This is a genomic window from Cytobacillus sp. S13-E01 (genome assembly GCF_029193815.1).
In the GTDB taxonomy this organism is placed as follows: domain Bacteria; phylum Bacillota; class Bacilli; order Bacillales; family Bacillaceae_L; genus Bacillus_BV.
Map to the genome: position 1 here is coordinate 137,544 of NZ_JARFVC010000003.1, position 18,708 is coordinate 156,251.

Genomic DNA, 18,708 nt, shown 5'->3' on the forward strand with positions numbered 1-18,708 from the left:
CTGTTATGTGATTTAGGAGGGTTACAAGTGAAGTTAGTTGTGAGTTTGATGTTGACCATTTGCATGTTTTTTACATTTCAACCATTTGATACTGAAGCGAGTTATTCAAACAAACCTCTACATTGGGGGTTCAAGAAAAGTAAAGATCATCAACCTGCCTCAGCAGGTAAAGAACTGGACGAACTATTGGGGAAATATCATTCCTTTTATCTAGGCGATCCACAAAAAAAGGAAATTTATTTAACCTTTGATAATGGCTATGAAAACGGATATACAGAAAAGGTTTTGGATGTTCTTAAAAAGAAAAAAGTTCCCGCAACATTCTTTGTTACGGGGCATTATTTAAGAAGCCAAACCAGATTGGTCGAGAGAATGGCAAAAGAAGGCCATATTGTTGGAAACCATTCCTGGCACCACCCAGATTTAACAAAGATAAGTGATGTTCGCTTACAGAAAGAATTAGATTCAGTTCGTGACGAGATCGAAAGAATAACGGGAAAAAAAGGTGGTATTTATTTACGACCTCCCCGTGGCATCTTTAGTGAACGGACACTAGCACTTTCTGAAAAACTAGGATATCAAAACGTATTTTGGTCATTAGCGTTTGTTGATTGGAAAATTGACCAACAAAAGGGCTGGAAGTATGCCTATGATAACATCATACAGCAAATCCACCCAGGCGCAATTTTGCTACTACACACTGTTTCGGAGGATAATGCAGAAGCACTTGAACATGCGATTGAGGACTTAGAAAAGCAAGGCTATACATTTAAAAGCTTAGACCATTTAATGGCACAACGGGCAATTGGTGAACCTTTGTTGTTTAATATTCAATGAATTAATTACTGCACCTTTGCTTTGTTCAAAGGTGTTTTGTAGTTGAACTAAGTTTTTAGTGCAGATCTTCTGGTCTCCATACTTTTAATATGATATTTTAGTATTAGCCTGATTATACGTACGTATTATAGAGCATTTTCATGATAGACGGTGCTATGGGAGTCTCTTATGATATACTATTGGATGGAATAATTAATATAAGGAATGGCTTCGTCAAGTGGTGTCGAAAATAGAAATTGAGTAACCAAATTTGGTGTTTACATACGGTGTGTATTTATTAGAATCAAGTTGCTTCCGCTTTTATAAGGGATGTATCGAATAGACATGGAGTTGTATATATGACTGGAAAACAAAAAGAACAACCAGCAAAACTAGAGCTAGGACAAACATTCCCATTAACAATAAAACGGTTAGGTATAAATGGCGAAGGTGTGGGTTATTTCAAGAGACAAGTAGTATTCGTGCCAGGTGCACTTCCGGGAGAAGAAGTTGTTGTTGAAGCTACCAAGGTCAATCCAAGGTTCTCAGAGGGTAAAATTACAAAAATTCGCAAGAAGTCTGAACATCGAGTGCAGCCTCCTTGTCCCATTTATGAACAATGTGGGGGATGTCAACTTCAACATCTAGACTACAAGCAGCAGTTAAAAGAAAAACGAGATATCGTCGTTCAAGCCTTTGAGCGTTATAATAAAGAAGTTAGCGATAACAAGGTCATTAAAGAGACAATTGGAATGGAAGACCCTTGGAACTATCGTAACAAAAGTCAATTTCAAGTTGGCCTAAACAAACAAAAAGTGATTGCAGGACTGTATGGTCTAAATTCTCATCACTTAATTGATATTGCCGATTGTATGGTTCAACACCATGCCACAAACCGAGTAACACAAGTGGTTAAGACAATTTTACAAGATTTAAATATATCAATTTATAACGAAAGGTCAAAAAAAGGCATTGTTCGAACGATTGTAACAAGAGTTGGAATTGAGACAGGTGAGGTTCAACTTGTATTAATCACAGCAAAGAAAGAGCTACCACGTAAAGATCTTTTTATTAAGCAAGTAACAAATAAACTTCCTGAAGTAAAATCAATTGTTCAAAATATAAATGGAAGCAAAACATCACTTATCTTTGGTGATGAAACTAAAAGGATACATGGTAAAGAAGTCATACAAGAAACGTTAGGAGACTTGCAATTTGAACTTTCGGCTAGGGCTTTTTTTCAATTAAACCCTCACCAAACAGTCAAACTCTACGATGAAGTAAAAAAGGCAGCAAGCTTAACTGGAAAAGAAAAGCTAGTTGACGCGTATTGTGGGGTTGGAACAATTGGACTATGGCTTGCAAAGGAAGCAAGTGAACTTAGAGGAATGGACACAATTGCTGAGTCAATTAAAGACGCAAAAAAGAATGCGAAAAAACACGGCATTCCAAATGCATTATATGTAACTGGAAAAGCAGAACAATGGTTACCTAAATGGGTAAAAGAAGGCTTTAGCCCAGATGTTATCGTTGTCGATCCTCCACGGACAGGTTGTGATGAGCAACTATTACAAATGATTTTAAAAGTAAAACCGAAAAAGGTAGTTTACGTATCCTGTAACCCATCGACACTTGCCAAAGATGTCGCAGTACTATCAAAAGCATACAATGTAAATTACATTCAGCCAGTTGATATGTTTCCTCATACGGCGCATGTGGAGTGCGTAGCGTTGATAGAGTTAAAATAGCTTGGTATCAATAGGTTTGGGTTGAATGTTGAAGTGTGTTTTATGTTCCCTCGGACTAATCGTTCGGGGGATTTTTTGACCCCCGGGACTCCACATGTGCGGAGTGTATGTGACAACACATGAGGTGCTGGTGAGATTTATTTGATGTTAGATTTACAGTAAATGGTGTTAATTCATTAGCCACGATAAAGGTTGAAAAATCAAATTGTAAGACTGTTTTTCCCGCCTTAAAGTTTTTAACTTTATGTTTTCTAAGCGTGCCATTAGATGATGGTGTAAAAATGACATTAATACGAGTAGACGAGATACGGAATGAGGATCAGTATAATGGTTACCGAGTGTCAATAGAAGCTGTTATGGATAATGCAAAAGTTCCAATAAAGGTTGATATTACCACTGGTGATGAAATCACACCAAAGGAAGTCATTTATACATTTGATTTATTGCTTGAGGGTAGAAGTATTGATATCCTAGCATATAACATTGAAACAGTTATTGCTGAAAAATATGAAACTAGCTTGACAAGAGGCATCATCAATAAAAGAATGAGAGATTTTTACGATAATCTACATTCTTGTTCAGCTACAAGGACACCGAATCGAGAATGTTGTCTTAGGCGAAGCTGTTAGGAAAACTGCAGAAAAAAGAGGGTCGATTTCTGCTATATCTAGTGGACAAGCCATTCTTGATGAGGTAAGGTTTGATGATGGCTTAAAACGACACTGGTTAAATTATCAAAGGAAAAATAGTTATAGAAATAGCCCGTAAAACCACGTGGGCTTGCCCCGTGGAGTGAGTCAGGCTGATGATATTTTGTGGGAAGATATTAACGTTTCCCTTATTAGCTAATGGAATGTAATTGAGGAAAATCTAGAACGTTAGTAATTTAATGAAAAATTTTATAGATAATTTTGAAGGCTTGCTATCCGCAGGTTTTTTTATGCCCAAAAAAATAGGGGGGTGGAGTCGTGGATGCCCAAAAGGATAAAATCAGTACATTAGAAGCAACACTTAGTAGTGCAGCAGACTCTTTTGGAGAGAACGACAGAACAGAAACAGGTTACAGGAAATTTCCTAAAGAAGTCCCGAAAGATATAAAATTCAATTTCTTTATCTCCATTTCAATCTTTGGCATATTCAAAATATCTTGAGAATATAATCATAGCGGTAAGATTAAACGAAGGGAGGGTTGTTATGGGGTATATGGATAACTACGAAAGGGATGCCTATGGAATAGTAGCCTTTTGGTTACGAAGTAATTTAGACCATGGTCGATTTTTTGACAGGGAAATAAGCCATCATGAATTGGAATTAGCCCGTGCAAACCAAAGTATGGTTCAGGGGATGGGAGGGATATGGCAGAGGGCGGAGGCGAAACAGGGGGACCTTGGAGTTTTGATTAATGAATCCCAACAAGCTATAAGTGAATTTCGTAATTTCCTTATCCTTGGCATGAATAAGGCTTTACGGTGTGAAGTGATTGTTTCAACACCAGTAGCTCTTATGGACCATATGATACGAGAAGCCGAGGAGTCCCAAAAGGTACTTAATCTAATACAAAGTGGCGGTCAAGTTTTAGTAGCAGATGCGGTTATTCATGAAAGTACGTTTTGGTTGAGACAAATGGCTGACCATCTTGCTTTTTTACAGCATTATTTAGACCCATCAAATTATGAACTACAAGATAGGGTAAGAATAATGACACAAAAGTTTGAACGACTTTTTCTCCAATCAAATGCACTCAGAACAATAGTACGAAAACCACGGACGGAGTTGCTACCAGCTTTAAGCGCTTTTAGGCAAATGGTTATTTGTGAAGCTAAGGATTTAGAAGCATTTAAATTAGAATTAGATACTCTTATCAAGCAGTGTGCTGTTATTTCAACTGCACCGCCAGATTTATTAGAACATCTTGCCAGAGAAGCCCATCACCTATGGAGAAACTTAGAAGAGGGAATTATTACCTAACCCTAACACCAATTTGAAGATACTTAAAGTAATGGGTTGCTTTAATTAAATAAGACATGTAAAGTCAAAACACATGGATAATAAATAAAAACCATGCGTTCCAGTTTCCAGTGCAAACACTAATATTAAAGAAGATACAGAACGACTCGTACCATCTTGATAAAACCCAACTTCCTCTTTCAGTTCCTTAATAAAATTCTCAAAAGACACTTCATCAGTCGTTAAAAGTTCATTTTTAAAAGAAACTTTAAAGCCTTATTATTCTTTTTACTTAAGTCTTCAAATGCACCTTTGCTTTGCTGAACGACATTTTGAGGAAAAATGAAGGTAAATTAATTTTATAAATATTGTCTAGATGAGTTATTAAAATGATACATATTCTATTCGGTGCATCTCCTTCAAACAGTCTGAAAGTAGATCTAAAGGATTTAAAGGTTGATAAGGAAGAACAGGTCATTGCCTTTTTATATGGAAGTAGGCGTTTTTGTAAGGTTACACCATCAACTACTGTTCGATAAACCAACAGTTTCGGGAGGCAACTAAATAATAAAGGCTTGTAGAAAAACGGAGTATCTAGTTTTTCTACAAGCCAATTGTTATCCTATTTCTGTTTTTCTCTGTAAACCGACCCTTTTAGTGTGATAAATGGCTGGGTTGGTTTTTATTTGTATGATTATAAACAGGCATATGGTTATGATTCTCTTGTAAGGGGTTTTGACTACTGGTCTGTTCCATCGCTGTTGCATTTGGGTGACTCATCCACCCATTTTGTGTTGCTAACATGCCAATTTGATCCGCTATATGGGATTGTTGTAATGCCATTTCAATGTGAATTTTCTTTACTTGTGGATCTTTCATGTTTTGAGCAGAAGTAAAGTTTTCATTCGCCATTGCCGTTGCTGTAACATGAGCATCTGTTGCAATATCTGGATCTTCTAATCCAATTGGAGAATAATTGGCATGACTATGGCTTGCAACTTGCGGAATTGGTGGCAAAGTTACTTGGCTCTGTTGGGTATTGTTTAATAAATTATTCATCACATTCGTATGATTTTTCATAAGACCAGCTTGTTGCTCAAGTATCATAATAAGCTGCTGATTCTGCGTACCTGAAGCATAAAGCTCCAATTTTTTGATAATCGCATTGTGGACTGACAAATGATTTGCCATTAACCCTACATCTACTGTTTTTAACATTAAAATCGCTCCTTTTTTATTCTTTTCAAGAAAGATTGGGGACGTGCTTTTCTTAGGTTATGAAATCGAATTTCTTCTATTCATCATAAATAAGTTGAGTAATCATCCCTCCTGGGGCGTGTCCATTATTAGATTCATGGAAAGTCTTTGTTCCATTAATTGGCCACTTTCCTGGATTGTTCGCGAGTATCTCTACGTCTATCCGTTTTCCTGATGCTAAACTAATCGTGTCATCCATCATTCCTGTTCTTGGAAATCCATCGACTTCTACGATGTTAAAGTCATGACCATGGGTATGCATGGAATGACTAGAGCTTGATTTATTGATAAAACGAATACGGAGTCTTTCTCCAAATGTGGTGTGTAATGGAGTAGTTTCCGGATAACACTTCCCATTAATAGTAAAGAAATTCGGTTGGATTCCATATTTTATAGGTTTATAGGTCCCAGGGAATACTTTTCCTAATTCAGGTTGTTCAATTTGCCATTGCTGAACAATTAGCGTATAGTCACGATCTGGAAGCATTACTGGGTGCGTGTAGTTGTTATTCGGCAGTACAAGAAAGGCGCCAACTAAACCTAAATTTTCTTGAAAGTTTTCGGTAGAATGATAAAAAAAAGTCCCAACTTGCCATGCCTGGAATTTGTATGTGTATGATTCACCAGGCTTAATTTTAGGAGATGGCTCGATGGGTGTTCTACCATCTTGTGAATTGGGCTTTACTAAGCCATGGACGTGAAGTGTTGTCGGCTCTTCTGTACGGTTCTCTACTTCTATCGAAACCCATTCTCCTTGCTTTACAACAATCATAGGTCCTGGTGTACTTGCATTGTAACCAAGGGCGTCAATGGTAATTTCCGGCAAGATATTATGAGCAATTGGTTCAGCAATTAATTTAAACTTACGCAAATGATCTTCTTGATGATAGTTAGCAACTTGTCCATCAGGAATTATTAGTTTGCTTTCCCAGTCAGTCATCATTCTAACCTCCATTTCTAAAAACTTTTGGTAACATCAATTAACTACACTTATTTATGGCTTTCTATGTTTGTTGCGCACTCACATTGTAGTGCTTAATCATAATTTAAAGCCGTTTCCCATGACTTTTTCCAGCTGATCTTAAACAATAATAATCATTAATCATACACTTAAGATAAATGTAGTCATAGGTGTATGATAATTTGTATCAGCTGTTTTCCACTTCTTATAATATTTGTTATATCAAAAAAATTATTCAGCTAACTAAAAAAGGGTGACAAAAGGAACTAATCTATCTGTTAATAAAAATGATCATGTGATTAAGTAGCAATGGAAACAAGAAAAAGTAAAAATGGATTCAACCATGTTTCGTTTCAGCCCCAAAAAAAGCTAATAAAAAACTTTAAAAACGTCAGATGAGCATCCTCTAATGGTTGGCTATTATTATTTGCATTTGGTTTCAAGAAATTTAGACTCTTATAACCAAATAATCCCCATCCTTCATTGCCTTCGCGATATCTTGGGTCATCCGTTAATGCTGTTCCTCATCCTCAGCAAATAAGGATAGTTGGTTTCCACCAAAGATTCGTTCTTTTTGCATTGTAATCATTGTTAGTATTTAAATAGTATTTGATAGTTTGATCTTTCCCTTCCTTACCAATTTGATTACATTTTTACTTGATATTCGCAGCAACCATCGCCATTAACATTGCATTTTGTTTCCTTTGCTTTCACTCTCTTATTCAGTATCTTTGTAAAGGCTCCTTCTAAAATGGCACCCTCTAAATCACACACTAAGTGACCTTCCTTGTGAGGTAGTCCTTTACAGAAACAATCATCCACTTGGACAGTTACCTCATTGCTTTTTTTCTCTACAATTGATGGGATACCGATATTTAGTGTTTCAAATAATTTTAAAGCCTCATCAACAGATTTGACAGGAAGACTTCCTCCGATTTTCCTACCTATTGTTGCCGTTGTACTTTTGCCGTGCATAGGAAGTCCTTGATACATCCCTATTAATCTAATTGCTCGATAAAGCTCGAGTGGCACTGAGTTACTAAGCATTTTTCTATCAATACTCTTTAACTCTTCAAATGAAAAATCTTCCATCTTATTCCCTCCTAGTATCCTATTACAATTTGATTTTAAAAGTCGTAATAAATATGTTTCCCATTCAAATCAATTTTTTTGAACCAAACTCCAACTTTGATTGACTAGAGTTTAAATTTCATAGCAGCATCTTGTAGTTCTTGAGCCATTTTCGCTAATATTTGAGTAGCCGAGCTAATCTCCTCGATTGAGGCATTCTGTTCTTCTGTTGAAGCTGAAACTTCTTGGGTTGCGTTGTTAGTATCCTGGATGATTTGCTCTGTCTTTTTCATAGCTTGTACTAATGAATCAGTATTTAAGTGAATATCAATTAATTCATCATTTATTTCCCTAATATATTCAGTAATTTCTTCTACGGCGATAGCGATTTGTTCAAAGGATTCTCCTACTTCGCTAGTATATGAGGTCCCTTTCGCTACAGCGTTTTCACTATTTTTCATTGAATTTGCTGCTTCGATCGTACTTTTTTGCATTTCCTTTATTAATGTATCAATCTGTCTTGCCGATTGACTTGACTGTTCAGCCAATTTCTTTACCTCTTGTGCAACAACTGCGAACCCTTTTCCGTGTTCTCCAGCTCTAGCGGCCTCAATCGCAGCATTTAATGATAGAAGATTTGTTTGGTCTGATATTTCAGTAATAAGCGTAACAATTTGTCCAACCTTTGATGACTTATTTTGAAGATTAATAATTTGTTCACTCATATCCTTCGTTGACGTCTCAATATGCTCCATTTGAGTTATTACTTGTCTAATAACTCCTTGCCCGTTTTCTGTTTTTATATTAGCCAATTCTGCTGCTTTGTTTGCTTCATTTGTTCTTGTTGTGATATTCGTTATGCCATTTGAAATCTCATTCACTACCGTACGAGTCTTTGCGACATATTCTGTTTGATCATTGGCCCCGGTCGATACTTGTTCTATTGCAGTAACAATTTGTTCGGAAGCCTTAGCACTTTGATCAGCACTAGCATTTACTTCCTCAGAAGATGCTGCTAATGAATCAGAGGCTTCGGCTACTTTTGATAGTAGACTTTTAAGGTTATAAATCATTAAGTTAAAACTACTAGCTAGTTTACCAACTTCATCTTTTTGTTTTGTTTCAATTGCTTCGACAGTTAGGTCTCCTGAAGCTACTTTTTCCATTCGCTCAGAAGCGATAATAATCGGTTTCGTTAAACGTCCCGAAAAGAACCATATAATCAAACTCCCGAGCAACAAACTTATACCTAATGTAATCATATTTATATATAATACTTTGTTTGCGCTTTTGTTAAAATCCACCATATAAGTCCCAGCGCCAATTATCCAATTCCAGTTAGAATCAATTTTTGTGTAAGTCACTTTTGGAGCTATCGTATTTTCGTCATTGGGAAGAGGGTATTCATAGTAAGTGAACCCCCCACCATTAACCCCTTGCTTAACAAGTTCTTGACCATACATCATCCCGTTAGAGTCTTTCGAGTTCCAAAGATTAACTCCTTCACTTGTCGGGTGGGCGAGAAGATCCCCTGTATTATTCATAAAAAAAAAGTAGCCTAGTTCACCTATATTTACACTTTTATCTATGGATCTAGTTCCATCTTCGTTAATTTTTCCGACTATCATATCTTTAGCGTTTTGTTGAGCCTCTTCTAAAGTCAGTTCCCCTCTTTCCACACGTTCATTATATTCATTCACCATTTTAAGTGCCATTTCAACACTATTTTCTAAGTTGATTTCACCCATCTCGTTCATGCTGCTTTTACTGAAGATATAGCTAGAGATACCAATGGTTAAGGAAGGTACTGCAAGTAACAATAGACTGATAGTAACTAGTTTGGAGCGGATCGTTTGAAAATGAAATTTATAAAATAGCCGAAAGTTTGGTTTATTCATGATATTTCCCCTTTGTCATTTGATTGATTTGAAAGGAGCATCTTGAATTCACTGCTTGGTACAGGTCTACCCACATAATAGCCTTGAATTTCATCGCAACCTAATAGACGTAAGCACTCTAGTGATTCCTTTTCTTCTACTCCTTCAGCCACAACCTTTACTTTTAGTTCATGTGCCAAATAAATAATGGCTTTAACGATTGCAATATCCTGACTATTTCTGATCATTTCCTTAATAAAAGATTGGTCAATTTTAAGATGATTAATTGGGAAGTTCCTCAAATAAGTTAACGATGAATAACCTGTTCCGAAGTCATCAATTGATACACTTACCCCCGTTTCTCTTAGTCTTTTTATACACTCTACGCACTCTGCGGTATTCTCCAAAATACAAAACGGAAGATTTACACTTCCAGTACCACAAAAAGAGTTAGCTCCACTAATTGGAACGACACCTGAAACACTTAGTCGGAAATTTAAAGGGCTTGGTTCTAAAAAAATTATTCAAATGAAAGATCATAATGATATTCGTATCCTTAATTATATAAAACTTAAGGAACTCGCTGGTTTATAGTGCTTGCCTTCCTTAGCGATGAGTTTACAGTTCTAAATGTTCTCTTGCCTTGTATACATCTACGATTTAACCTCTACAATAATTCTTGCCTTAGCGCTTCGCCAGTCGGAGCAACTTATCCAGTACTCCCCCTAAATGAGACTTAACTAAAAGTATCTATTTTGTGAACAACAATGACATACTTCCTATAATAAAGTATAATGGCTAATGAATTGCCTTATGCATTTAAGAGGGGGGGATGCTAGATGAATAAAAGTGAGATTTCTATTACTATTGAACAAAATAGTACACCTACCTTACTTTTAGATCTACTATCACTTTTTAAAGGTCTTGTTTTAGTCTTTAACGTACTACCAGTATTGGCAGGATTTATGTTAGCACTTCACTTTACAAATGCTACACTGACGGAGAGTTGGGAACTTTTTTTGCTGACGATTATTGGAAGTACATTGGTGATGGGTGGAGCACTTGTCCTAAATAACTGGTATGATGTGGATATTGACAGTGTAATGGATCGAACGAAAAAACGCCCAACGGTTACAGGTCATATTCCTTTAAATGTTGTATTAATACTGGGGATTGCCTTATCTATATTTGGATTAATACTTTTACTTTTTACGACAGTTGAAGCGACTATCTATGCCCTTATAGGGTGGTTCACATATGTTGTTTTATATACGATGTGGTCAAAGCGAAGATATACCCTTAATACGGTAATTGGAAGTGTATCTGGTGCAGTAACACCTTTAATTGGTTGGACTGCAATAGATTCTGGCTTTCATCTTGTACCGATTGTGCTGTTTCTACTCTTATTTATCTGGCAAATGCCACATACTTTTGCAATCGCAATGAAGAAGTGTAACGAGTATAGTGCTGCCGGAGTAGCTATGCTTCCAGTTGTCCATGGCTTTGAAATGACGAAGCGACAAATGTTTGTTTATACTATTTGCTTACTTCCACTACCATTTTATTTAGCTTCACTAGGAACAGTATTTATTGTACTAGCGACATTGCTTAATATTGGTTGGGTAATCGTAAGTATCAGAGGCTTCTTTACGAAGAATGATCTTAAGTGGGCTCATGTTAATTTTCTTTATTCTGTAAACTATATAATGATAATATTCTTAATGATGGTAGTCGTTACATTGTAATTTTTAGGGCCTGACCACCAGTGTTTTACAACTGTAAAGCATTGGAGTCAGGCCCTTTTTTAAATTTTTGTAAAAGAAGACGTAACTAATTGAACGAGGTTTTCGAATTCCTTTTTTTCTGAAAATAATTGTTCCGCTTTCAAAGATAGTAGAGCACTTTCAATTAAAAATTTTCGAGGATTCTTAGAGTTTAATAATTCATCTTGGATAAAGTCCAACAACTGGTAATATTTCGTCCGTTCTGCTTGATCGTTTAGGTCTTTTTTTACCGCTAAGATAGTATGATCAAGCTTTTGCTGAAACGTTTGGTCCGCTTTCGTACAATCGGGCAACCAGCTTTCTAAAAACTCAGGTAGGATTAGTTGATTACCTGCTTCAGCAACCTCCACGACCATCTTCGCGATTCGTTCTACACTATAATGGACAACTTGATAGACACTAGCATTTGATCCATATGCTATAGCGTGAAATTTTAAATTATAGTGCAAAATGCCCTGAAACATAATGGCACAATCCAACAAATAAGGTTTCTTATTTTTGCCAAAGATATCGATGAACCGACGGTATAACCAACGAAGAACCCTTAATTGACCATCCTTTATATATTGTTTAAGGTCCTCGTCATTGGAAAAATGTACTTCTTCAAAAAGGGTAACTAACTTATTAGCTCTGTTGGTTTTCATTTGTAATTCAATTTGCTTTATAAAAATGTCAATATTTGATGGATCTTGGCCAATAAGTAATTCATTACGATCTTCTTCAAGTTTCTTGTAAATCGTTTTAAAAATGGCAATTAATAGTTCATTTTTAGAAGAAAAATAATTATAGAAGGTTCCTTTAGAAATTCCACTATAATCCAATATATCTTGAATGGACGTGGCTTGAAAGCCTTTGTCAATAAACAATTGGTGGGCCATTTTTATGACATGCTGTTTCCTATCATTCATATAATCACCTGTATTTTCAATTAGACTACCTGTATAGAATTGATAGTACATCATTTTTAACATGATTACAAACCTGTAAATAACAGGATATTTTTGAATTGCATTAATTGGACAGATGGTATATGATATGATTTATGTGAAATCGTAGTATAAATAAATGAACTGAAAGTATACAGGAGGATAAATAATGGAACATTCTATAAATAAGAATAATCGTCCACCATACGGAATCCTTGCAGTCCTGATTGTTGGAGCTTTTATTGCTTTTTTAAATAATACGCTTTTAAATATTGCACTACCTTCAATAATGGTCGATTTAAAAGTTGAACCACCTACCGTACAATGGTTGACAACGGGTTTTATGTTAGTAAATGGAATATTGATTCCAGCAACCGCATTTTTGATACAAAAATATTCAGTACGCCGCTTATTCATAGTGGCCATGGGGTTATTTACGTTCGGAACTATTATTGCAGGTATCGCCCAAGCATTTCCTGTTTTATTAACTGGTCGAATGGTTCAAGCTTCAGGGTCTGCGATTATGATGCCACTCTTGATGAATGTAATGCTAGTAAGCTTTCCAATCGAAAAAAGGGGAGCGGCAATGGGGATTTTCGGCTTGATTTTGATGGCTGCACCAGCAATTGGTCCTACCTTATCAGGCTGGATCATTGAAAATTATGATTGGAGAATGCTTTTCCACTTTGTTACGCCAATTGCAGTAGTTGTCTTATTACTTGGTATTTTCTTGCTTAAAGATAAAAAGGAAAAAGTAAATATTCGTCTCGATATAATTTCCCTTCTGTTATCAAGTGCTGGATTCGGCGGTATACTATACGGTTTTAGTTCTGCTGGTAATAAAGGCTGGGATAGCCCTCTAGTCTATGGAACGATAGGTATCGGGATTATTTCTTTGCTAACATTTATTTTGCGACAATTTAAATTAGAACGCCCGATGCTTAATTTCAGCATTTTTAAATATCCGATGTTTGCGTTATCTTCGACCATTTCTATGGTTGTTACGATGGCTATGTTTTCTGGTATGCTATTAGTTCCAATCTATGTTCAAACGATCCGCGGCATATCACCAATGGATGCGGGGTTAATGATGTTACCAGGAGCACTTTTGATGGCTATCATGTCACCAATCACAGGGAGATTATTTGATAAATTTGGAGGACGTATATTAGCACTTACCGGATTAACAATTATGACGGTGTCGACTTTTTATTTCAGCAGATTAACTTTTGACACTTCCTACAATTACTTAATGATGTTAAATGCTGTAAGGCTCTTTGGGATGTCAATGGTAATGATGCCGGTTTCCACAAATGGTTTAAATCAATTACCAGCTCGCTTCTATCCTCACGGTACTGCAATGAACAATACATTAAATCAGGTATCTGGTGCGATTGGTACAGCGTTGCTAGTCACAATCATGTCAACACGTCAGGAAAATCAAATCACTAAATTGACTGCGGAGGCTAAGAACAATATAGGTGGGCAAGCAACTGAAGCTGCACTTTCTGAAATGAAACAACAAATTGTCATGAAAGCAATGTTAGAAGGTATAAATTTTGCATTCTTGATTGCTTCTCTTATCGCTGTTGTCGCATTAATTCTTGCTTTCTTTATAAAACGAGTAACACAAGAGGAAGAAACAATAGCAGAGAAACCATCTGGTGAAAAAATAGTACCTAAATTGATAGAGAATTAACTTTAATGATCTGTAGGTACGATCACAACAAGGTAGAGGAGAAATCGTCATATGATGATTTCTCCTCTTTTTTTTGTAAAAAGAGGGATAAACTTTGTTATATAAACCGTTCATTGATTGACCACATCATTTAACAGCATTACTAATAGTTAGCAATGTTATTTGGACAGGATACATAATCATCTGGTTTAGGCGAAGTGAATTGGTAAATAAGTATGTTTAAAAAATATTAAAATCACACTTTTGTGTGATTAAGTTCACTACCCTGATAATTATTCTTAATTACAATAAAGGTATGAATTATATAAGGAGGTTGAACTTGATGGGAGTTGCAAAAGTTAACCAAGAAAAAAAGCATGTGGATGAAAAGTCTTCATTAAAAGGAACATTTATTTCAGTAGGAGTGGTTGGAGCAGTAATTTTCGGTATGTATTTATTATTATACGGGATATATATGGATAGAGTTTAGGGAGGGAAGGATATGAAAATGCATCGTTCTGAAAAAGTATGGCTAACTTTAAGTTTCGGTATGATAATTGGTTTTATGCTTATAACGGGTTATCAAGCATTTGCCTTAGAAATGGGACCGCCAAGTAACAGGGAGACAATTGATCCACAAAAAGTAGATCAAACAGCTCCATTTGATAATCCAGGTATCAAACAAATTGGTGAAAATGAATATGAAGTTGTTATGACTTTACAGATGTTTGGTTTTACTCCAAATAAGCTTGAAGTGCCAGCTGGATCAACCGTACATTTTACGCTGACATCAAAAGATGTTGTTCATGGGTTCCAAGTTGCAAATACGAACCTTAATGCAATGATAATGCCAGGTTATATTCAAAAAATAACACAGAAATTTGATAAACCAGGTGAATATCTAGTGCTGTGTAATGAATATTGTGGTGCTGGTCATCAATATATGAGTACAACAATTACGGTTAAATAAAGGGGGGATATCGGTGGAAACAGTAATAGGTCAAACACCTAGCAAAACACAATCATTTAAAGAAAAAACTAATAAAGTACTCGGTATAAGTCTTGAAGATGCTAGACTAACGAAATCATATTTATCTGTTGCCTTTATCGCATTACTTCTTGGCGGAATTTTAGGGTTATTACAAGGATTAAACCGTGCAGGCCTTCTAGTTTTACCAACATGGCTTAATTATTATCAAATACTTACAGCACATGGTGTATTACTAGTGCTTGTTTTAACAGCATTCTTTACGATTGGATATTTTTATGCGGGACTTTCACATACATTAGGAGGACTTCTTCCAAAAGTAAGAAAGATGGCTTGGGTTGGTTTTTGGATGAAGGTAGTCGGATTAGTAATTGCCGTAATCCCAATCTTACTGAATAAAGCATCTGTTTTATATACATTTTATCCGCCAATGGCAGCTTCACCTGACTTTTATATTGGTCTAGTATTTATCGTTTTGGGCGTTTGGATGTGTGCATTTGGAGCATTTATAAATATTGCTAATTGGAGAAAAAACAACAAAGGTAAACATCTTCCAATCTTTTCATTCTTCGCTACTGGTGTATTCGTACTCTTGTTTTTTGGTAGTATCCCTGTTGCTATAGAAGTGTTTACGATTATTCCTTGGGCTTTCGGATGGGTTGAGACAATAAACGTAATGGTTGCTCGTACACTATTTTGGGCCTTTGGACATACGTTAGTTAATATCTGGTATTTAACAGCCGTTTCTGCATGGTATGTAATTGTGCCAAAAATTATCGGTGGTAGACGATGGAGTGATACATTAACTCGTGTCGTTATTATTGCATTAGTAATTATGAACATTACCGGAGGTTTCCATCATCAAATCATTGATCCAGGAATTTCAGAATCAGTAAAATTTGTGCACGTGTTTATGAGTCTAGCAATTGGATTCCCTTCGCTAATGACCGCATATGCAATGTTTGCAGTATTTGAACGTACGGCAAGAAGAAAAGGCGGAAAAGGATTGGTTGGCTGGTACAAGAAACTTCCATGGGGAGATGTTCGCTTCTTAGCACCATTTATTGCAATGGCTGCCTTTATCCCAGCAGGAGCAGGAGGAATTGTTCAAAGTACGAACCAGTTAAACCAGGTCGTTCATAATACAATGTGGGTGGTTGGACATTTCCATTTAACATTAGGAATGTCTGTAGTTATGACGTTCTTTGGTATTAGTTACTGGTTAGTTCCATATGTATCTAAACGAGTTTTAACTCCAAAAATGAATAAATTAGGTATTATCCAGACAATTATTTGGACAATAGGTATGTTATTAATGTCAGTCGCAATGTCTTGGGTTGGACTTTTAGGTTCACCACGAAGAACCTCTTATACAACATATGGAGACAATGCAACAGCGTTAAGTTGGGATCCATATTTAATGTTCTTAGCTGTTGGGGGAACACTATTAATCATTGGAGTAATCATTCAAGTCTATGCAGTATTTAATATGATGTTCTTTGCACCAAAAGGCGAAACAGAATTCCCAATTGCTGAACCAGAAGATGATGCTTCTAAAACGCCTTATTGGACAGAACGTTGGGGACTTTGGATTGTGTTAATGATCCTATTTGTATCAATAGCATATGTTATCCCATTAGTTGAATTTATCGTTAATGCACCACCAGGTTCACCACCATATAAACCATGGTAATAGTAAGATAAGAGATTGCTTGGGTTTGCAGGGCTATAACAAAAAAGTAATCTGGATTTGGGATGTGATCTCTTTTAGAAACAACCTACATTATATGATTCTATAAATAAATAAATGATTGTTTAATGTGTCAGTTCCTCACAGTATAGTAGGTTCTGGCACATTTTTCTAGGCTTACCAGAAGCAAAATATTTTAAACAAACGTTTGATTAATCCTTGCCGTATTAGATATAGCAAGGGGTTGAAAAATTTAAACAAACGTTTGATTAGATCTAGTTAATAAAGCCTACTCTAGAAAATTGAATATAACTAGCATCCATTTTTGTCAAATTTATATCAAAAGGAAACTAGCAAATCTATTAATTTATAAAACAGTCTTTTGATAGTTAAATTTTCTAATTAAACTAGGAATAATAAGCTCTAATCTGAAATTATTTTTTTTCGCGTAAGAAAAGCGCAAGGCGCCACTTATCTTTAAGAAGGTGGTTTTTCCTGCTTATAATAAATGGCTTATACCATAGAACCGGGTGGCGCCTGTGAGCTAAATCCTAAAACCAAGTGCAAATTCCTATGCTTTCATATTTTAAAAGAACATAAGGACCGTTCTCTCTATTTATCCCAATAGTAGAAAGTATTTCTAGATTAGAAATCCATTTTTTTATAGGGTTTAGAGGGAGCTTGGTTATTTATCCTGTAGTTCCATTTGCATATATTTTCTTGTATTTGGTCCGTATACTCCATCATTTGCTAAGGCGGCATACATTGATTGGAAGCGACGAACGGCGTCTTCTGTTAGATTACCGTATTTACCATCAATATAGGTTGGGTCAAAATTAAGGTGTTTTAGTGCGCGCTGTATCATTTTTACTTCAACACCTTCAGAGCCATGTCTATAAACACCTTCGGGAAGAGGGAATGAAATTGTCGTTGTCGATTGATTTTGCATATTAACTTCCTGTAGTTTATTTATAGTATTTGTTCCCACAAGTCCATCAACTAATAGCCCATATCTTTTTTGAAACCTCATGACTGCACTTTCTGTTTCTGCTCCAAATTTACCATCTGCACCAAATCTCGGTAGTGAAAAACCAGCTTTAATCAAGCCTTGCTGTATTTCTCTCACAAACTGTCCACTGTCACCTTTTCTAAGAGGGAGGTGAGTAGAGATCCCTTTTACAGCAGGCTCACTAGGCTCTTTATCTGCTCCGCCTGAACCATTATTGCTACCATTAAAATCTTGACTTAACACACTTTGAACATCCTCTAAGAAGTCATTCCAAGAAACACCTCGAGGCAAAAGGGCGTTTTGTGGATCTGTTCTTCTTTCAGGATCAAGTCGACTGTGTGCGACAATATGTCTCATTGGATTTAAATTAAAACGATCGCATAAATAGGCGTGGTACCAAACATATCGTTTGTAAGCTTCTAGGAAATTAATTTTCCCGCCATAACAGAGTTCAACACCAATTGCAGCATCATTTGAGTCAGCACCGTATAATCGATTATCAGTGGGTTTATTATATTGGACATGCCAAGCTTTCTCATTTAATGGAATAATCTCTAATATATAATGATCATCGATGAATGTGTGAGCCGATGCAGAAGGTTGTTGACGATCAAAGTAGTTTCGGTTGGCATATGCTGTTGATCCTGGATTACCTGTATCGTGACTAACTATAAATATTACTTGTGAGATATTTTGTCCTGATCTTGCATTACCCATCTGGATATAATCTTGGATAATTTCGTATCTCAAATTGTACACCTCTTTCATTTACTTCAGACAAGGAAAGCCTGATGTTTATAGGGGATAGAAATTTTTCACAATAAAAAAATAGAAAATAACTTGTATCATTATAGTTAAAAGGCTTCTTCTATATTGAAATGGAGTCGTTTCATACTATGTAAGTTCTTATAATGTTGTTCCAAAAGTAGACCGGTAGTAGTAGGGGGATAGGAATA

At 36.0% G+C, this 18,708-nt stretch carries 19 protein-coding genes and 1 pseudogene; 12 read left to right on the top strand and 8 right to left on the bottom strand.

Going from position 1 to position 18,708, the window contains the following annotated elements; translation table 11 throughout:
* Positions 1 to 48: 48 nt before the first annotated feature.
* The 6 genes from pdaA to PY093_RS04110 all read left to right on the top strand — a co-directional run bounded on the left by pdaA (position 49) and on the right by PY093_RS04110 (position 5,050).
* Positions 49 to 837 (top strand): delta-lactam-biosynthetic de-N-acetylase, encoded by a 789-nt coding sequence (gene pdaA, locus PY093_RS04085; RefSeq protein ID WP_275644656.1) that lies wholly within the window; start codon positions 49 to 51, stop codon positions 835 to 837.
* 338 nt (positions 838 to 1,175) lie between these two features.
* Positions 1,176 to 2,564, top strand: coding sequence for a 23S rRNA (uracil(1939)-C(5))-methyltransferase RlmD (rlmD, locus tag PY093_RS04090; protein WP_275644598.1), 1,389 nt, complete (start codon positions 1,176 to 1,178; stop codon positions 2,562 to 2,564).
* A 281-nt stretch (positions 2,565 to 2,845) separates the two neighbouring features.
* A complete protein-coding gene (locus PY093_RS04095) occupies positions 2,846 to 3,193 on the top strand; it encodes a nucleotidyl transferase AbiEii/AbiGii toxin family protein (RefSeq protein ID WP_275644599.1) in 348 nt (115 codons plus the stop codon).
* A 339-nt stretch (positions 3,194 to 3,532) separates the two neighbouring features.
* Positions 3,533 to 3,715 (top strand): hypothetical protein, encoded by a 183-nt coding sequence (locus PY093_RS04100; RefSeq protein ID WP_275644600.1) that lies wholly within the window; start codon positions 3,533 to 3,535, stop codon positions 3,713 to 3,715.
* Between the two features lie 43 nt (positions 3,716 to 3,758).
* Positions 3,759 to 4,532 carry a DUF2935 domain-containing protein gene (locus PY093_RS04105; RefSeq protein ID WP_275644601.1) on the top strand — a complete coding sequence of 258 codons (774 nt, stop codon included), beginning with the start codon at positions 3,759 to 3,761 and terminating at the stop codon, positions 4,530 to 4,532.
* 368 nt (positions 4,533 to 4,900) lie between these two features.
* Positions 4,901 to 5,050 carry a hypothetical protein gene (locus PY093_RS04110; protein WP_275644602.1) on the top strand — a complete coding sequence of 50 codons (150 nt, stop codon included), beginning with the start codon at positions 4,901 to 4,903 and terminating at the stop codon, positions 5,048 to 5,050.
* A gap of 115 nt (positions 5,051 to 5,165) precedes the next feature.
* Here the strand turns inward: PY093_RS04110 and PY093_RS04115 are convergent, their stop codons facing one another.
* The 5 genes from PY093_RS04115 to PY093_RS04135 all read right to left on the bottom strand — a co-directional run bounded on the left by PY093_RS04115 (position 5,166) and on the right by PY093_RS04135 (position 10,084).
* On the bottom strand, positions 5,166 to 5,729 hold the full coding sequence (locus PY093_RS04115; RefSeq protein WP_275644603.1) for a spore coat protein: 564 nt from the start codon (positions 5,727 to 5,729) through the stop codon (positions 5,166 to 5,168).
* 76 nt (positions 5,730 to 5,805) lie between these two features.
* On the bottom strand, positions 5,806 to 6,711 hold the full coding sequence (locus PY093_RS04120; protein ID WP_275644604.1) for a multicopper oxidase family protein: 906 nt from the start codon (positions 6,709 to 6,711) through the stop codon (positions 5,806 to 5,808).
* A 663-nt stretch (positions 6,712 to 7,374) separates the two neighbouring features.
* On the bottom strand, positions 7,375 to 7,821 hold the full coding sequence (locus PY093_RS04125) for a V4R domain-containing protein (RefSeq protein ID WP_275644605.1): 447 nt from the start codon (positions 7,819 to 7,821) through the stop codon (positions 7,375 to 7,377).
* A gap of 104 nt (positions 7,822 to 7,925) precedes the next feature.
* Complete coding sequence (locus tag PY093_RS04130) at positions 7,926 to 9,698, bottom strand: methyl-accepting chemotaxis protein (RefSeq protein ID WP_275644606.1); 1,773 nt, start codon at positions 9,696 to 9,698, stop codon at positions 7,926 to 7,928.
* The gene (locus tag PY093_RS04135) at positions 9,695 to 10,084 is read right to left on the bottom strand and encodes an EAL domain-containing protein (RefSeq protein WP_275644607.1); all 390 of its coding nucleotides are present in this window, start codon (positions 10,082 to 10,084) and stop codon (positions 9,695 to 9,697) included. The genes PY093_RS04130 and PY093_RS04135 overlap by 4 nt, the downstream gene beginning before the upstream one ends.
* 1 nt (position 10,085) lies before the next feature.
* Here PY093_RS04135 and PY093_RS21355 point away from each other — a divergent pair, with 1 nt between their 5' ends.
* Positions 10,086 to 10,271 carry a helix-turn-helix domain-containing protein gene (locus PY093_RS21355; protein WP_481769269.1) on the top strand — a complete coding sequence of 62 codons (186 nt, stop codon included), beginning with the start codon at positions 10,086 to 10,088 and terminating at the stop codon, positions 10,269 to 10,271.
* Positions 10,272 to 10,516: 245 nt separating this feature from the next.
* Positions 10,517 to 11,422, top strand: a complete 906-nt coding sequence (cyoE, locus tag PY093_RS04140; RefSeq protein WP_275644608.1) for a heme o synthase — start codon at positions 10,517 to 10,519, stop codon at positions 11,420 to 11,422.
* Between the two features lie 59 nt (positions 11,423 to 11,481).
* Here the strand turns inward: cyoE and PY093_RS04145 are convergent, their stop codons facing one another.
* Entirely contained in the window at positions 11,482 to 12,369 is an 888-nt protein-coding gene (locus tag PY093_RS04145; protein ID WP_275644657.1) for a TetR/AcrR family transcriptional regulator, read from the bottom strand.
* A 187-nt stretch (positions 12,370 to 12,556) separates the two neighbouring features.
* Between PY093_RS04145 and PY093_RS04150 the strand changes: the two genes are divergently transcribed.
* The 4 genes from PY093_RS04150 (at position 12,557) to PY093_RS04165 (ending at position 16,746) form a co-directional block, all read left to right on the top strand.
* Positions 12,557 to 14,086, top strand: a complete 1,530-nt coding sequence (locus PY093_RS04150) for a DHA2 family efflux MFS transporter permease subunit (protein WP_275644609.1) — start codon at positions 12,557 to 12,559, stop codon at positions 14,084 to 14,086.
* Between the two features lie 322 nt (positions 14,087 to 14,408).
* Positions 14,409 to 14,555 carry a cytochrome c oxidase subunit 2A gene (locus PY093_RS04155; RefSeq protein WP_275644610.1) on the top strand — a complete coding sequence of 49 codons (147 nt, stop codon included), beginning with the start codon at positions 14,409 to 14,411 and terminating at the stop codon, positions 14,553 to 14,555.
* Between the two features lie 12 nt (positions 14,556 to 14,567).
* Positions 14,568 to 15,035, top strand: coding sequence for a cytochrome c oxidase subunit II (locus tag PY093_RS04160; RefSeq protein ID WP_275644611.1), 468 nt, complete (start codon positions 14,568 to 14,570; stop codon positions 15,033 to 15,035).
* 13 nt (positions 15,036 to 15,048) lie between these two features.
* Positions 15,049 to 16,746: a cbb3-type cytochrome c oxidase subunit I gene (locus tag PY093_RS04165; protein WP_275644612.1), complete on the top strand. Its 1,698-nt coding sequence runs from the start codon at positions 15,049 to 15,051 to the stop codon at positions 16,744 to 16,746.
* Positions 16,747 to 17,428: 682 nt separating this feature from the next.
* Here the strand turns inward: PY093_RS04165 and PY093_RS04170 are convergent.
* Both PY093_RS04170 and PY093_RS04175 read right to left on the bottom strand, forming a co-directional pair.
* Positions 17,429 to 17,995, bottom strand: a complete 567-nt coding sequence (locus PY093_RS04170) for a peptidoglycan-binding domain-containing protein (protein ID WP_275644658.1) — start codon at positions 17,993 to 17,995, stop codon at positions 17,429 to 17,431.
* A 6-nt stretch (positions 17,996 to 18,001) separates the two neighbouring features.
* Positions 18,002 to 18,520 (bottom strand): annotated as a pseudogene (locus tag PY093_RS04175) (peptidoglycan recognition protein family protein); the annotation flags it as partial.
* Positions 18,521 to 18,708: the final 188 nt, after the last annotated feature.

Bases quoted from the DNA above. Each gene is read 5' to 3' on its own strand.
- pdaA (WP_275644656.1), top strand. From the start codon at position 49: ATGTTGACCATTTGCATGTTTTTTACATTTCAACCATTTGATACTGAA.
- rlmD (WP_275644598.1), top strand. From the start codon at position 1,176: ATGACTGGAAAACAAAAAGAACAACCAGCAAAACTAGAGCTAGGACAA.
- PY093_RS04095 (WP_275644599.1), top strand. From the start codon at position 2,846: ATGACATTAATACGAGTAGACGAGATACGGAATGAGGATCAGTATAAT.
- PY093_RS04105 (WP_275644601.1), top strand. From the start codon at position 3,759: ATGGGGTATATGGATAACTACGAAAGGGATGCCTATGGAATAGTAGCC.
- PY093_RS04110 (WP_275644602.1), top strand. From the start codon at position 4,901: ATGATACATATTCTATTCGGTGCATCTCCTTCAAACAGTCTGAAAGTA.
- PY093_RS04115 (WP_275644603.1), bottom strand. From the start codon at position 5,729: ATGTTAAAAACAGTAGATGTAGGGTTAATGGCAAATCATTTGTCAGTC.
- PY093_RS04120 (WP_275644604.1), bottom strand. From the start codon at position 6,711: ATGATGACTGACTGGGAAAGCAAACTAATAATTCCTGATGGACAAGTT.
- PY093_RS04125 (WP_275644605.1), bottom strand. From the start codon at position 7,821: ATGGAAGATTTTTCATTTGAAGAGTTAAAGAGTATTGATAGAAAAATG.
- PY093_RS04130 (WP_275644606.1), bottom strand. From the start codon at position 9,698: ATGAATAAACCAAACTTTCGGCTATTTTATAAATTTCATTTTCAAACG.
- cyoE (WP_275644608.1), top strand. From the start codon at position 10,517: ATGAATAAAAGTGAGATTTCTATTACTATTGAACAAAATAGTACACCT.
- PY093_RS04145 (WP_275644657.1), bottom strand. From the start codon at position 12,369: ATGAATGATAGGAAACAGCATGTCATAAAAATGGCCCACCAATTGTTT.
- PY093_RS04150 (WP_275644609.1), top strand. From the start codon at position 12,557: ATGGAACATTCTATAAATAAGAATAATCGTCCACCATACGGAATCCTT.
- PY093_RS04155 (WP_275644610.1), top strand. From the start codon at position 14,409: ATGGGAGTTGCAAAAGTTAACCAAGAAAAAAAGCATGTGGATGAAAAG.
- PY093_RS04160 (WP_275644611.1), top strand. From the start codon at position 14,568: ATGAAAATGCATCGTTCTGAAAAAGTATGGCTAACTTTAAGTTTCGGT.